Source organism: Serratia fonticola, from assembly GCF_001006005.1.
In the GTDB taxonomy this organism is placed as follows: domain Bacteria; phylum Pseudomonadota; class Gammaproteobacteria; order Enterobacterales; family Enterobacteriaceae; genus Chania; species Chania fonticola.
Genome location: NZ_CP011254.1, coordinates 3,050,076 through 3,064,740, shown reverse-complemented (window position 1 = coordinate 3,064,740; position 14,665 = coordinate 3,050,076). Strand labels below are relative to the sequence as shown.

Genomic DNA, 14,665 nt, shown 5'->3' with positions numbered 1-14,665 from the left:
TGATGCCACGCCCTATATTTAATGCTGATCTCGCCGTTAAGCTTTAACCATCTCTTTTTCGATCAACATGATCAAGATGTGGATCGCTTTGATATGGATTTCCTGGATACGGTCGGCGTAGCCAAAGTGCGGCACACGGATTTCCACGTCGGCGCTACCGGCCATTTTGCCACCGTCTTTACCGGTCAGGGTGATCACTTTCATCCCTTTGGCACGGGCGGCTTCAATCGCTTTGATGATGTTGCCAGAGTTGCCGGAGGTGGAGATCCCCAACAGCACGTCGCCTTCACGGCCTACGGATTCCACATAGCGGGAAAATACGTATTCATAGCCAAAATCGTTGCTGACGCAAGACAGGTGGCTAACGTCAGAAATCGCGATGGCCGGATAGCCTGGGCGATTCTCACGGTAGCGGCCAGTCAACTCTTCTGCGAAGTGCATCGCATCACAATGCGAACCACCGTTACCGCAGGAGAGCACTTTCCCGCCGGCTTTAAAGGAATCCGCCAGCAGTACTGCCGCGCGTTGGATGGTGTCAATGTTGGCGTCATCGCTAAGGAATTTAGCCAGAGTATCAGCCGCTTCATTCAGTTCACTGCGAATTAAATCGTGGTACATAGAGATCGCCTCTTGTTGTGCGGTGGCATCGTCAATCTTTCGTCTCGCAGTGTAACGGATTGCAGAAAAACCTAGAAGCGTTGCGACGCAAACAGCGCTAGTGTGAAGCGACCCGGTGATTTTTTGACAATTGATGCTGTCAGTTTGTGACTTAAGTTGTAATTAAAGTGTAAATACATTGATAAAAAAATGGGTATGGACTAAAACCATTAGATATACACAACAGGTCAGACCTCTTACTACTTCGGAGCTTCTTATGATGGTTCTTAGTATCGTTGTTTTACTCGCACTCATTGGTGTGGTGTTTTATCACCGAGTGAACCTGGCTCTCAGCAGTCTGCTGCTGTTGGCCTTTACGGCGGCCATGGGCGCTATTGGCCTTTGGACCTACTGGATGCTGGTACCGCTGGCAATCGTGCTGCTGCCGCTGAACATCGTTTCGCTGCGCCGCTCGCTGCTTTCTGCCCCTGCACTGCGCGCCTTCCGCAAAGTGATGCCGCCAATGTCCACCACGGAAAAAGAAGCCATCGACGCCGGGACCACCTGGTGGGAAGGCGATCTGTTCCGCGGCCAACCGGATTGGAACAAGCTGCACAACTATCCGCAGCCTAAGCTGACAGAGGAAGAGCAAGCCTTTATCGACGGCCCGGTGGAAGAAGCCTGCCGCATGGCCAATGACTTCGAGATCACCCACGAACTGGCCGATCTGCCGCCAGAGCTGTGGGCCTATCTGAAAGAACACCGCTTCTTTGCGATGATCATCAAGAAAGAGTACGGCGGGCTGGAATTCTCCCCTTATGCTCAGGCCCGCGTCCTGCAAAAGCTGGCGGGTGTTTCAGGTATTCTGGCGATCACCGTCGGTGTGCCTAACTCCCTCGGCCCAGGCGAGCTGCTGCAACATTACGGCACTGAAGAACAGAAAGATCACTACCTGCCAGGCCTGGCGCGCGGTGATGAAATTCCTTGCTTCGCACTGACCAGCCCAGAAGCAGGTTCCGACGCCGGGGCCATCCCGGACGTAGGCACCGTGTGCATGGGCGAATGGCAAGGCAAACAGGTGCTGGGCATGCGCCTGACCTGGAACAAGCGCTATATCACTCTGGCACCGATTGCCACCGTGCTGGGGCTGGCCTTCAAGCTGCATGACCCAAGCCGCCTGCTGAGCGATAACGAATCCCCCGGCATCACCTGTGCGTTGATCCCAACCAACACCCCAGGGGTAGAGATCGGCAACCGTCACTTCCCGCTCAACGTGCCATTCCAGAATGGTCCAACCCGCGGCAACGACGTGTTCGTCCCGATCGATTACATCATTGGCGGGCCAAAAATGGCAGGTCAAGGTTGGCGGATGCTGGTTGAATGCCTGTCGGTTGGCCGTGGTATCACTCTGCCGTCCAACTCCACTGGCAGTCTGAAATCGGTGGCTTTGGCGACCGGCGCTTACGCCCATATTCGCCGCCAGTTCAAAATCTCTATCGGTAAGATGGAAGGGATTGAAGAACCGCTGGCACGTATTGCCGGTAACACCTATGTGATGGATGCCGCCGCCTCGCTGATCACCTATGCGTTGATGCAGGGCGAAAAACCTGCGGTACTGTCTGCCATCGTGAAATACCATTGTACCCACCGTGGCCAGCAGGCCATCATTGATGCGATGGATATCACCGGCGGTAAAGGCATCATGCTGGGTGAAGCCAACTTCCTGGCCCGTGCCTACCAGGGCGCGCCAATCGCCATCACGGTAGAAGGTGCCAATATCCTGACCCGTACCATGATGATCTTCGGCCAGGGGGCGATCCGCTGCCATCCTTATGTGCTGACCGAAATGGCCGCCGCGCAGAACAACGATCTGCACAGCTTCGACCAGGCGCTGTTTGGCCACCTCGGCCACGTTGGCAGCAGCAAAATGCGCAGCCTGTGGCTTGGCCTGACCAATGGCCGCACCAGCAGCACGCCAACCAAAGACGCTACACGCCGCTACTATCAGCAGCTCAACCGTCTGAGCGCCAACCTGGCGTTGCTGTCTGACGTTTCCATGGGCGTACTGGGCGGCAGCCTGAAGCGCCGCGAGCGTATCTCTGCCCGCTTGGGTGACGTGCTGAGCCAGATGTACCTGGCCTCGGCCACGCTGAAACGCTTTGAAGATGAAGGGCGTCAGAAAGAAGATCTGCCATTGGTTCACTGGGGCGTGCAAGACAGCCTGAACCAGGCGGAGCAAGCGCTGGACGACTTGCTGCGCAACTTCCCGAACCGCTTTATCGCCGGGGTGATGCGCCTGGTGGTGTTCCCATTCGGCCGCGTGCATACCGCACCTTCGGATAAGCTGGACCACCAGTTGGCGAAGATTATCCAACAGCCTTCAGCCACCCGTAGCCGCCTTGGCCGTGGCCAATACCTGACGCCAAGCGAGCATAACCCGGTTGGCCTGCTGGAAGCCGCGTTGCTGGACGTGATTGCCGCAGAACCTATCCACCAGCGCCTGTGCAAGCAAGCCGGTAAGAACCTGCCGTTCACCCGTCTTGATCGTCTGGCACAGCGTGCACTGGATGAAGGCAAAATCAGCGCCGACGAAGCCAAGATCCTGGTGAAAGCGGAAGAGAGCCGTCTGCGTTCAATCAACGTTGATGACTTTGCACCAGACGCGCTGGCGGCGCAGCAGCCGGTAAAGCCAGTAAAGCTGGAAAAACGCCAGCAGCAGACTGAAGCCGCATAACGGTTTCCGGCCATAAATGCCAAAGGGGCGATACCATAACGGATCGCCCCTTTTTCATTGCAGATTCAGATTGGCTCAGCCATGTTGGCGGATACGCGCCAGCAAGGCATCGATATGTTCTATGTGCGGCGCATTGACGATCAGCGCACGGCCCAGATTGAGGGCGTTACGCTGACATTCGGCACGCATTTCCGCATCGGTGATGCTGTCCAGATCGGCCACGTGCGCCAGCCCGATAGTGCGGCGTATCAGCTCCGTACCGCAGTAACCCACCGCATCTGCCCATACCTGTTGCAGGAACTGCTCGGCATAGCCCGGCAGCGCCAGCGTTGCGTCACGGCTATGTTGATGGCACAACGCCAGAAAGCGATCGGCAAAGATCAGCCACAGTTCACGCACATCCTGCAATCGCTGCTCGCGCCCCGCCGCCGCATCACGCGGGCCGAACAAGCCAGGCAAACCGCAATAGTTCAGCAGCAGATTACCCAGCGCAGTGCCAATATCAAAGCCGATCGGCCCGTAGAAGCCAAACTCGGCGTCGATCGCCTTCAGCTTACCTTCCGCGACAAAGATCGAACCGCTATGAATATCACCGTGCAGCAGCGCTTCGGCCTTGCTCAGGAAGCGATGCTTCAGCCCGGCTACCGCCAACTTCAGCGCCGCGTCATCACGCAGTGCCAGCACTTGCGGCAACAGCGCCTCGTCAAACTGATTACGCTCATGATCCTGATAGGGATCGCTAAAGAACAGATCTTCGGTGATCTGGCACAACTCCGGGTTGGTGAAACGGCTGACTTCGGCCTTTTTCAGCTGTGCAGTCTGGTAAAAATCAGAGGTGTGGAACAGAGTTTGCGCCAGGTATTCCGCCAGTTGCCCTGCAGCCAGCGGATAGTAACGCCCCTTCACCAGCTCACTGCGCCAGATGTGATGGTCAGAGAGATCTTCCTGCACCATCACCGCCAGCTCGGGATCGTGATGCAGCACCTGCACCGTGTGGCGTGGGCACAGCGCCCCGTGGATCAGCAGCGTTTCCGCTTCGATACGCGCCCGATCCAGCGTCAACGGCCAGGATTCCCCCACGCAACGTACATACGGCAGTGCCTGCTTGACGATCACCCGGCTGACGCCGTCGGCATCACGGATTTTAAAGACCAGGTTCAGATTGCCATCGCCGATCTCATCGGCACTCACCAGCGCCTGTGGATCGGCCAGTTGCCCATATTGACGCGCGTATTCAACGGCATCGGCAGCAGTAAACGTACGATATTGTGACATCCCCCAACCCCTCTGTTCTTTCCCATAGCGATGATTTTTTTATTTTTAGCCGCAAAAGCGTTTGGACGTCTATACATCCGGATGTCATGTTGGCAGAATGGGTTCACAGATGCAATAAGAAACACACAAGGATTTAACCACTGATGCAAGCACTTAACACCACCAGCCTGAGCCTGCAAGACAACCGCCTCCAGATCCTTGACCAGCAAGCTTTGCCGCAGGAAAAATGCTGGCTGCCCTGCGACAGCGTGGACGAGTTGGTTGGGCATATCCGTGCCCTGCGGGTGCGTGGCGCACCGTTGATCGGGCTGTCTGCCAGCCTGCTGCTCGCCCTGTTGGCCGAACGTGGTCTGCCGCAGGCTGAGCTGGAGCAGGCATTACAGACGCTACGCGCCTCACGCCCGACTGCGGTGAACCTGATGAACAATCTGGATCGTATGAAGCAGGCTTTGGCACAGCCGGATTGGGTGAGCGCGATGGCCGAGGAAGCGCTGCGCCTGGTAGAGGAAGATCGGACCCTGTGCGATCGCATCGCCGATAACGGGGCCGAGTGGGTGAAACCGGGCAGTCGCCTGCTCACCCATTGCAACACCGGGGGACTAGCGACGGCGGGCGTGGGTACGGCGATTGGCGTTCTATTGCGAGCGCACCAGCAAGGCAAGATCGCCCAGGTTTGGGTCGATGAAACTCGTCCGTTGCTGCAAGGGGGCCGCCTTACCGCCTGGGAGTTGGGAGAGCTGGGCATTCCTTACCGCTTGATCTGCGATTCCATGGCCGCCAGCCTGATGGCTACGGGCCAGGTTGATGCCGTCTGGGTAGGCGCAGACCGCATTGCGGCCAACGGTGACGTGGCCAATAAAATCGGCACTTACAGCCTGGCGGTACTGGCTCATTACCACCGTATTCCATTTTACGTGGCCGCCCCACACACCACGCACGATCCTCATTGCCCGGACGGCGCGGCCATTCCTATCGAACAGCGCGCGGCAGAGGAAGTGACGGGGGTCAGCGGTAGCTTTGGCTCCTGCCAGTGGGCACCGCTCAATGCGCCAACCTACAACCCGGCATTCGATGTCACTCCAGCAGCATTAATCAGCGGCTGGGTGTTGGATAGCGGCGTCATTACGCCAGAGCAGGTTGCCGACGGCATTTTCCAACGCGCATTGGCATAACTTTTTGCCCTTCAATCTAGCTTTGGATATGCCTCGGCAATCTGGTCGCCGGTGAAATGGGCCACCCAACCTTCCGGATTATCAAATACGCGGATGGCGGTGAAGTTGGGGGCCGAGCCCATATCAAACCAGTGGCGAGTATTGGCTGGCACCGAGATCAGGTCGTTTTTCTCGCACAGGATTTGGAAGATTTTGCCTTCCAGATGCAGGCAAAACAGCCCCGCCCCTTCGACAAAGAAGCGCACCTCATCCTCGCCATGAGTATGCTCGGCCAGGAATTTCTCCCGCAGCACTTCACGCTGGGCGTTGTCCGGACGCATGCTGATCACATCCCAGCTTTGGTAGCCCTTTTCCGCCACCAGCCGGTCGATCTCATGCTGATAGGCGGCAATCACCGCTTCTGGCTGTGGGCTCTCGCCCAACTCGCGATCGGCCTGCCAACGCTCAAAACGTACGCCAATCTGCGCCAACTGCTGCTGGATAGCCTGCGCATCCTGGCTCTGCCATAACGGCTGCTGCGGCTCTTTATCGCTAAAAATGGTCAATCCACTCATTAGACAAACTCCCCTAATTCGATGTAATCAAAACGGTTAACCTGCCGGTGCTGGCTTTGTGGATCGGCAGCGTCACGGATCAGTTGGCAAGTGTGCCAACCCGCCAGCCGCGCCGCGTCCAGTTCCTGATGGATATCGGACAGGAACAACAGTTCAGTTGGCTCCAGGCCAATAGCCTTAGCGATATTCTGATACGACTGGCTTTCACGCTTGGCCCCTACGTGCGTATCAAAGTAACCACTGAACAGCGGTTGCAGATCTCCCGCAACGCTGTAACCAAACAGCAGCTTTTGCGCTTCAACCGAGCCGGAGGAATAGACGAACAGTTTCAATCCTTGCTGCTGCCAAGCGGCCAGCTGTTCGGCCACCTCGGGGTAGAGATGCCCCTGAAAATCGCCGTTTTGATAGCCGCTGCGCCAGATAATGCCCTGCAAAGCCTTCAACGCGGTCGATTTGCGATCTTCATCCATAAAGCGATAAAGGGTGGTAATAAGCAGCTCATTATCGGCGTCCGGCTGCGCGATCTCTGCACGCAATGCCGCCAGCGGAGCCGCAACTTCGGCGTCGTTGGCATGGCTGCGGATAAACTCCCCCAGCCGCTCACGGGCATAGGGGAACAGCACCTGATGCACAAAACGGATATCGCTGGTGGTGCCTTCAATATCGGTGACGATGGCGCGGATCATTTGGCCTCCAGTAAACGGCGTTGCAGTTCGCACTGGAACAGGAATTCCAGCCCTTCAAGATGGCGGCGCGCTTCCTCCACCTGTTTGCCCCAGCAATACAAGCCGTGGCCGCGCACCAGAAAACCGTACTGCAAGGGCGTTACCTCGGCATATGCGGCAACACGCGCAGCCAGCGCCGGAATATCCTGGTCGTTATCAAAGATAGGGATGCTGACGCTGTCGAGATGGCTCTTCTGCCCGCTGAGGGATTTCTGCATTTCATACCCTTGCAGCACCAGCGCTTCACTTTTCTCCACGCGGGAAAGCACGGTGGCGTTGACCGAATGGGTATGCAGGATGGCACCGACGGTGGGATAGAGGCGGTAGATCAACGTGTGCAGGCCGGTTTCCGCCGAAGGCGTACGGCCGCTGGGAACATGATTGTTTGCCGTTTCCACCAGCAATAAATCCTGTTCGCTCAGGCTGCCCTTGTCTTTGCCGGACTCGGTCACCAGGCAATGTTGGGTATCAAGGCGCAGCGACATATTGCCGCCGGTTGCCGGGCACCAGCCTTTCTCACCGATCCAGTGGCAGGCGGCCAATAGGGCAGATAATTGCGGGTTTACTGTCATTCCGTCTTGTTTCCTGATGGCTACGGACGTCTAAACGTCTTGATTGCTAAACATTAACATCGTGCTATATTATTCGCAACATACGCGCCAGGAGAAATAGCCGGATATGAGTACCGCACCTGTCCCAGCCAGCAAGTTACCCGACCTCGGCACCACCATTTTTACCCAGATGAGCGCTCTGGCGCAGCAGCATCAGGCGATCAACCTGTCGCAGGGCTTCCCGGATTTTGATGGCCCGGAGTATTTAAAACAGCGCCTGAGCTGGCACGTCAGCCAGGGGGCAAACCAATACGCACCGATGACGGGCGCAGCGCCATTGCGTGAGGCTATTGCGGAAAAAACTGCTCAGCTCTACGGCTGGCAGCCCGATGCCAATAGTGAAGTGACCGTCACTGCGGGTGCCACCGAAGCGTTGTTCGCTGCAATCAGCGCCCTGGTTCGCTCCGGCGATGAAGTGATTTGCTTCGACCCAAGCTACGACAGCTATGCCCCGGCGGTACAGCTTTCCGGCGGCGTTCTGAAACGCATTGCCCTGCAACCACCCGCCTTCAAAGTGGATTGGCAACGGTTTGCCGAACAGCTTTCACCGCGCACGCGGCTGGTCATCCTCAACACTCCGCAGAACCCCTCCGCCACGGCCTGGTCGGCAGAGGATATGCAGCAGCTATGGGCCGCCATCGCCGATCGGGAAATCTATATCCTGAGCGATGAGGTTTACGAGCATATCTGCTTTGCCAAAGGGGGGCACGCCAGCGTGTTGGCCCATCCGCAACTGCGTCAGCGGGCGATAGCCGTTTCCTCGTTTGGCAAAACCTTCCATATGACCGGCTGGAAAGTGGGTTATTGCGTGGCCCCGGCAGCGTTAAGCGCCGAGGTGCGCAAGGTTCACCAGTATCTGACGTTCTCGGTCAACACCCCTGCCCAGTTAGCCTTGGCCGATATGCTGCGCAATGAGCCAGAACACTGGCAGCAGCTACCCGCGTTCTACCGAGCCAAACGCGATCGATTTGTGCAGGCGCTAGCTAACAGCAGGCTGGAAATTCTGCCCTGTGAAGGCACTTACTTCTTACTGGCCGATTACAGCGCCATTTCCGATCTGGATGACGTCGCCTTCTGCCATTGGCTGACCGAGCACGCAGGCGTGGCGGCGATCCCGCTGTCCGTTTTCTGTGCCGCCCCTTTCCCTCATAAACTGATCCGGCTGTGCTTCGCGAAGCAAGATGCCACGCTGGATGCCGCTGCGGAGCGCCTATGTCGACTCTAAAAATTACCCTGTTGCAGCAACCGCTGGTCTGGCGCCAAGGTGAGGCCAACCTGCGCCAGTTCGATGCCTTGTTGCCCTCAATTACCGGCCGCGATCTGATTGTACTGCCGGAAATGTTTACTACCGGCTTTGCTATGGATGCCGGGGAAAGCGCGTTGCCAGAACAACAGGTGATTGACTGGTTACATACCTGGGCGGTGAAAACCAACGCCTTGGTGGGTGGCAGCGTAGCGTTGAAAACTGCCGAAGGGGCGGTTAACCGTTTCCTGCTGGTGGAGCCAGGCGGCAAGGTGCATGGCTATGATAAACGCCATCTGTTCCGCATGGCCGGTGAACACCAGCACTATCAGGCTGGGAAACGGCGCACCATTTTCGAATGGCGCGGCTGGCGTATCCTGCCGCAGATCTGTTATGACCTGCGCTTCCCGGTGTGGTCACGCTATCAGCAGGATTACGATCTGGCCCTGTATGTGGCCAACTGGCCAGCTGCGCGCAGCATGCATTGGCAAACGCTGCTGGCGGCACGGGCGATCGAAAACCAGATTTACGTGGCGGGGTGCAACCGCGTGGGCGAGGACGGCAACGGCCTGAATTACAGCGGTGACAGCCTGATTATCAGCCCGCAGGGGGAACGGTTGGCCAGCGCAGAAGCGGGCCAGGCGGCGAGGCTGGATGCCGAGCTTTCGCTGGAAACGCTACAAACCTACCGCGCCGCGTTCCCGGCCTGGCGTGATGCAGATGGCTTCCAGCTGCGCGATTGAGTCGATACCCTTGTATGTTTAAAGGCGCTTTAAATATACAAGGGGTCAGTTATATCCAAGACCCGGCAGTAAGCCTGGATCGCTAGCGCTACGTCGCCTGCTGTGACGGCCTCATCGGGATGATGACTGATACCGCCCTCGCAACGGACAAACAGCATCCCCACCGGCCAACGGGCAGCGATAGCAATGGCATCATGCCCCGCGCCACTAGCCAGCATTAGGCAATTATCTTGCACCTGCATTACCGCGTCATGCCAGCGCTGCTGCCACTGAGAGTCACAAGCGGTGGCCGGTATGCGGTAGAACTCCTCGCTGTCGAAGCCGACTCCGCGACGCGCGCCAATGCTCTGCGCCTGTGCCAGTAATTCGGCCAGTAACGCGTCTAGCAATTCATCTTGCGGGCCACGAACGTCGAGGGATAACCTGACCTGCCCAGGGATCACATTAACAGCCCCCGGTAAGCTTTCGATCTGACCGACCGTGGCGACCACATGAGGATCGTATTCCATGGTGAGCCGCTCAACCGTGACCATCCATTCAGCGGCCGCAGCCAGCGCATCCCGGCGCTGCCCCATCGGCACGGTCCCTGCATGACCAGCATGTCCGGTAAAAGTACAATTGAGGCGACGCGCACCGTTAATCGCCGTGACCACTCCCAGAGCCAGACCAGCAGCTTCCAGACAAGGCCCCTGTTCAATATGCAGTTCAAGATAGGCGCAGATCGAGTCTTGTGCACGCTCGGCAGAACTCACCTCCGCAGGATCAAGGCCCACGTCACGCATAGCCTCAGCCACGCTGATGCCCTCAGCATCGGTACATGCCAGCCAATCCTCTGCCCACTGCCCGGTGATCCCTTTACTGCCGAGCAAGGTAATGCCAAAACGCGTGCCCTCTTCGTCGGCAAAACCGATCACCTCGATCGCCTGCGGCAAACGCCGATTGCGGCTATGTAACAAGGCGACAATCTCGAGCGCGGTCAAGACCCCCAGCATGCCATCGTAGCGCCCCGCGTTGCGCACCGTATCCAGATGAGAGCCAAGCAGTAGCGCCGGTGCGGCCGGTTGCAGCCCTTCATAACGCCCGCAGATATTGCCCACGCCGTCTTGCCAGACCGCCATCCCCAGCTCGCGCATCCAATTCCCTACCAGCTGGTTGGCGCGTAAATGTTCTGGGGAGAGATAAACCCGCGTCAGTTGGCCTGGCGTGCTGCTGATTGCCGCCAGTTCGTCGCAGCGAGCCATCACTCTGGCCGCGGCTCGTTCCGCTTCCAGAGGGGTCAGCAGCATTGCCATCAGTTCTGCTCGGCGTCGTAAACGTTCCATGCTGCCTGCATAGCTTCCCCATGCGGGCTAACAAAACCGAGACGGTTGAGTACCGCTTCCAGCGCGGCCAACGTTTGCAGCACGCAGTCTTTGCGCGCGTTATACCCCATGGTGCCAATGCGCCAGATCTTGCCCTGCAACGGGCCAAACGAGGTGCCGATTTCGATGGCGAAGTCATTGAGCATCATCTGGCGTACCTGCTCGCCATGGATGCCCCGCGGGATCACCACGCCAAGCACGTTGTTCATCTTGTTGGCAATATCACCAAAGACCTCCAGCCCCATTCCCTGGATCCCGGCCAACATCGCCGCGCCGTTCAATTTATGGCGGGCAATAGCCTTATCCAGCCCTTCCTCCAGGATCACCCGGGCGCATTCACGCGCGGCAAACAGCATGCTGGTGGCTTCCGTATGGTGGTTCAGGCGCTCCGGCCCCCAGTAATCCATGATCATGCCGAGATCGAAATAGTTGGAGTAGATCATCTCGTCGTCACCGTCTGCGTGATCGACGGTACGGATCCCCTCTTCAACGCACTTACGGCGGCGTACGATCTCTTCAAACTGCGGGCTAAGGGTGATTGGAGAACTGCCGGAAGGACCACCGAGGCATTTTTGCAGCCCTGCGGATACCGCATCCAAACCCCAGGCATCGGTTTCCAACTCGTTACCCGCGAACGAGGCGGTAGCATCGGTATAGAACAGGACACCGTGACGGCGGCAGATGTCCCCTAATTCCGCCAGCGGTTGCAGCATGGTGGTGGAGGTATCTCCTTGCACCGTCAGCAATAGGCGTGGCCGTACTTTCTTGATCGCATCCTCGATCCGATCGGCACTGAATACCTCCCCCCAAGGTGCTTCGATGGTGTGCACTTCGGCACGGCAGCGGCGGGCGATTTCACACAACAGATGGCCAAAACGGCCAAATACCGGCACCAGCACTTTATCGCCAGGCCGAATGGCAGAGACCAGCATTGCCTCGATACCAGCACGAGAAGTCCCGTCTATCAGCATTGTCCAGCGGTTCTGCGTGCGGAACAGGGCGCGATACAGCTCCATCACCTGATTCATATAGCCGGTCATGGCCGGATCGTATTGGCCAATCAACTGGCTGGACATGGCACGCAGCACGCGCGGATCGGCATTGATCGGCCCAGGGCCCATCAGTAGGCGGTGCGGAGGATTGATTTGATCGAATTGGTTGATAGCTAGCATGTTCATTCCTTGTCAACTTAATAACTTAGCCTGGAGATTGCTACGTCAGCGACCGGCCGGTTTTTTGTTATTGCTAGATTATCGCCAAGCGAGAAAGGATGAAACAAAAGATTCTAAAATTATTAATCTGCAACTAATGGATCACAACGGGCGCAGCATGCAGCTGCTAAAGAATCATGTAGGGGCGCCGTATACTGCGCCCGCTCAGATAACCCATGCTTCAGCGCTGCTCCAACTCCTCCAGATCGCTGAACAGATTGGCGACCTGATGAATACGCTGCCGCCCTTGCGACAACCTGTCATGCAGCAACGCATTGCTCAGCAGGCTCGCCAGGCTCATGGCGCTGGAGTAGCTGTCAAACGCCGAGACGCTATCGAGCGGCGTCATCAAATGCCAGCTAGCCAACGGGATCAGCGCCTGGGCCTGCGGTTCGCAGATCAATAACGTTGGCACCTGCTTGCTCTGCAACTGTTGCAATATCTCTCGCACCAGACGTGGACGGCGGCGAAATGCCACTACCACCACCATGTCCTGTGGCCCCAGATCCACCAGATCTTCGGCCAAGGTTTGGCCCGGCTGCGGTATTAACAAAACCTGCTCACGTACCTGCATCAGTTGCTGGCGCAAATGCATCGCGACGGGATAACTGTTGCGCATCCCCAACAGCAGCAGCCGCCGGGATTGCCCCATGGCCGCGATCACCGCGCCAAACTGTGCCGCATCAATCTGCTGCACCCAGTGCGTCAGATTGGCCATTTCCTGCTGGTAATGGCGAGCCAGCAAGGTATTGCCCTGTACCGCGTCACGGCTGTCGGTCAGTGGCATACCGCTTTGGCGTAGGGTGCGCAACTCGTCACGCATTGCGCGATAGCTGGCATAGCCCAGGCGTTTGAACAAACGGCTGACCGTGGCCTTGGACACCCCACTCAGACGCGCCAACTCGGTGCTGTTATAGCTAATCAGGTCGTCAAAGTGATCGAAGATAAAGTCGGCCACCCGCTGCTCTTGAGGAGCCAATTGCGGGTATTCGCTGCGCAGGCGCTCATCAATCTGTTTCATCGCTACTCCCGCTGTAACTTTTGTTTCAGCGGAACATAACACAGCAGCCAAAGCGGCTGCCAGCGTTGAAATTTGAACGACCATGCATGCTCAAAAACTAGACAACAAGTGTTTGAGCGATTTATTGTAGGGAATGAATTTGCCTCTCACGACTTAGGACGACTTATGGCGATGATAACCCCGATCAAAGTTGATGATGACCCCAGACAACGCTTGCATTTGGATCTGTTACAAGCATGGGAAACCGACCAAACCGAAGGTAACTTTCTGACAATTGAAGAAGCTGATTACTGGCTGGCTAAATTGGAGAATGGTGAGGACACAGAGATCCCGCTTTGATGGCATAGGCTATAAGATAACGGTGTTTAAACCGCGACACATTAAGCCTGAAGCAGGTGGGAGTCATGCAGGTTAACCGACCGTTGAGCGCATGGATGCGCGATTCGAGCCCCCAGGGACGGGTTCACGGCGTGTCGGTGATCTGCATGACTTCCACCTGTAGCGCTATTAGACACAGCAATTTAGTAAGCTCAGAAACTTAACACCAGTACGCCATAAAGTTCACCGTGGAACGGTCCAGATCGCGTTCGCCAATCAGGTAACGGCGCAACGTTTTAACCACCGAAGACTCCGCCGCCACCCAGGCGTAAAAGGTCTTAGCCCCTTCAGCACGCTCCCACAGCAAATCCCCGCCGAGACTATTTTCAGCCAGAGACTGCGCTTCAGCCTGTGCCGAGGCAGGGATGTTAACTCGCTGACGCACCGCCTCCACCAGCAGCGTGCCATGCAGTTGCTGATGCCCAACGTCACGTGGCAACCAGTAAACCTCGGCAAACGGAAAGTGCGCCATATCGAGGCAGTCCCCCGCTACCGGCACTTCGAAGAAAGCCTGCACACTCGGCGGGTTAACCTGCTGCGCCAACTGCTCGAGGATACCCATCGCCGCTGGCAGTGCCGTTTCATCGGCGATCAGCAATGCCTGCCGGGTTTGCGCCGGAGGGGCCCACTCATAGCCGCCGCTGTCCTCTGCAAAATCGGCATTCGGCGCTACAGCCTGGAGTTTATCTCCCGCAACAGCATGCGTTGCCCAGGCAGAAGCCGGGCCATTAATGCCATGGAGCACAAACTCCACATCCATTTCATTCTCAGCAGCGCGCAGTGCCCGCAACGTGTAGGTACGCATCACGGGCCGTTGCTCTTTCGGTATCGCCATGTAGTTACGGTACCAATCGTCGCTATTCGCCAACTCCGGGCTCTGCCCTTCCGCTACCGGGAACAACAGCTTGATCCGTTGATCCGGGGCTTCCAGCTTCATGCGCTGTACCTCTGGGCCGGTAAACACGCAGCGCAGCAGCGAGGGGGAAACATTTTCCTTGTGCTTCAAGGTAAGATCAAAGATGCGATAGCTTGCGGACATA

Annotated in this window: 14 protein-coding genes; 5 read left to right on the top strand and 9 right to left on the bottom strand. The window is 57.3% G+C overall.

Annotation, left to right across the window (positions count from 1 at the left end):
- Positions 1–36: 36 nt before the first annotated feature.
- On the bottom strand, positions 37–618 hold the full coding sequence (lpcA, locus tag WN53_RS13545; protein ID WP_024483641.1) for a D-sedoheptulose 7-phosphate isomerase: 582 nt from the start codon (positions 616–618) through the stop codon (positions 37–39).
- A gap of 256 nt (positions 619–874) precedes the next feature.
- Between lpcA and fadE the strand changes: the two genes are divergently transcribed.
- Positions 875–3,331, top strand: a complete 2,457-nt coding sequence (fadE, locus tag WN53_RS13540) for an acyl-CoA dehydrogenase FadE (RefSeq protein WP_024483640.1) — start codon at positions 875–877, stop codon at positions 3,329–3,331.
- A gap of 75 nt (positions 3,332–3,406) precedes the next feature.
- Here the strand turns inward: fadE and mtnK are convergent, their stop codons facing one another.
- A complete protein-coding gene (gene mtnK, locus WN53_RS13535; protein ID WP_024483639.1) occupies positions 3,407–4,606 on the bottom strand; it encodes an S-methyl-5-thioribose kinase in 1,200 nt (399 codons plus the stop codon).
- Positions 4,607–4,749: 143 nt separating this feature from the next.
- Between mtnK and mtnA the strand changes: the two genes are divergently transcribed.
- A complete protein-coding gene (gene mtnA / locus WN53_RS13530; RefSeq protein ID WP_024483638.1) occupies positions 4,750–5,778 on the top strand; it encodes an S-methyl-5-thioribose-1-phosphate isomerase in 1,029 nt (342 codons plus the stop codon).
- 11 nt (positions 5,779–5,789) lie between these two features.
- Here the strand turns inward: mtnA and WN53_RS13525 are convergent, their stop codons facing one another.
- The 3 genes from WN53_RS13525 to WN53_RS13515 are packed head-to-tail and all read right to left on the bottom strand — an operon-like array spanning position 5,790 to position 7,629.
- Positions 5,790–6,332 carry a 1,2-dihydroxy-3-keto-5-methylthiopentene dioxygenase gene (locus WN53_RS13525; RefSeq protein WP_021805602.1) on the bottom strand — a complete coding sequence of 181 codons (543 nt, stop codon included), beginning with the start codon at positions 6,330–6,332 and terminating at the stop codon, positions 5,790–5,792.
- Entirely contained in the window at positions 6,332–7,018 is a 687-nt protein-coding gene (gene mtnC, locus WN53_RS13520) for an acireductone synthase (protein ID WP_024483637.1), read from the bottom strand. The genes WN53_RS13525 and mtnC overlap by 1 nt, the downstream gene beginning before the upstream one ends.
- Positions 7,015–7,629: a methylthioribulose 1-phosphate dehydratase gene (locus WN53_RS13515; RefSeq protein WP_024483636.1), complete on the bottom strand. Its 615-nt coding sequence runs from the start codon at positions 7,627–7,629 to the stop codon at positions 7,015–7,017. Before WN53_RS13515 ends, mtnC begins: the two co-directional genes overlap by 4 nt.
- A gap of 106 nt (positions 7,630–7,735) precedes the next feature.
- Between WN53_RS13515 and WN53_RS13510 the strand changes: the two genes are divergently transcribed.
- The gene (locus WN53_RS13510) at positions 7,736–8,893 is read left to right on the top strand and encodes a pyridoxal phosphate-dependent aminotransferase (RefSeq protein ID WP_024483635.1); all 1,158 of its coding nucleotides are present in this window, start codon (positions 7,736–7,738) and stop codon (positions 8,891–8,893) included.
- Positions 8,881–9,654: an amidohydrolase gene (locus WN53_RS13505; RefSeq protein ID WP_024483634.1), complete on the top strand. Its 774-nt coding sequence runs from the start codon at positions 8,881–8,883 to the stop codon at positions 9,652–9,654. Before WN53_RS13510 ends, WN53_RS13505 begins: the two co-directional genes overlap by 13 nt.
- Positions 9,655–9,683: 29 nt before the next feature.
- On the opposite strand, the gene hpxK is transcribed toward WN53_RS13505, so the two are convergent.
- The 3 genes from hpxK to WN53_RS13490 all read right to left on the bottom strand — a co-directional run bounded on the left by hpxK (position 9,684) and on the right by WN53_RS13490 (position 13,247).
- The gene (gene hpxK, locus WN53_RS13500) at positions 9,684–10,946 is read right to left on the bottom strand and encodes an allantoate amidohydrolase (protein ID WP_024483633.1); all 1,263 of its coding nucleotides are present in this window, start codon (positions 10,944–10,946) and stop codon (positions 9,684–9,686) included.
- Positions 10,946–12,187 carry a pyridoxal-phosphate-dependent aminotransferase family protein gene (locus WN53_RS13495; protein ID WP_024483632.1) on the bottom strand — a complete coding sequence of 414 codons (1,242 nt, stop codon included), beginning with the start codon at positions 12,185–12,187 and terminating at the stop codon, positions 10,946–10,948. Before WN53_RS13495 ends, hpxK begins: the two co-directional genes overlap by 1 nt.
- A gap of 220 nt (positions 12,188–12,407) precedes the next feature.
- Positions 12,408–13,247 (bottom strand): MurR/RpiR family transcriptional regulator, encoded by an 840-nt coding sequence (locus WN53_RS13490; RefSeq protein ID WP_024483631.1) that lies wholly within the window; start codon positions 13,245–13,247, stop codon positions 12,408–12,410.
- A 165-nt stretch (positions 13,248–13,412) separates the two neighbouring features.
- Between WN53_RS13490 and WN53_RS28165 the strand changes: the two genes are divergently transcribed.
- On the top strand, positions 13,413–13,586 hold the full coding sequence (locus WN53_RS28165) for a transcriptional regulator (protein WP_174469078.1): 174 nt from the start codon (positions 13,413–13,415) through the stop codon (positions 13,584–13,586).
- A gap of 199 nt (positions 13,587–13,785) precedes the next feature.
- On the opposite strand, the gene WN53_RS13480 is transcribed toward WN53_RS28165, so the two are convergent.
- On the bottom strand, positions 13,786–14,664 hold the full coding sequence (locus WN53_RS13480) for a siderophore-interacting protein (protein WP_024483630.1): 879 nt from the start codon (positions 14,662–14,664) through the stop codon (positions 13,786–13,788).
- Position 14,665 lies beyond the last annotated feature (1 nt).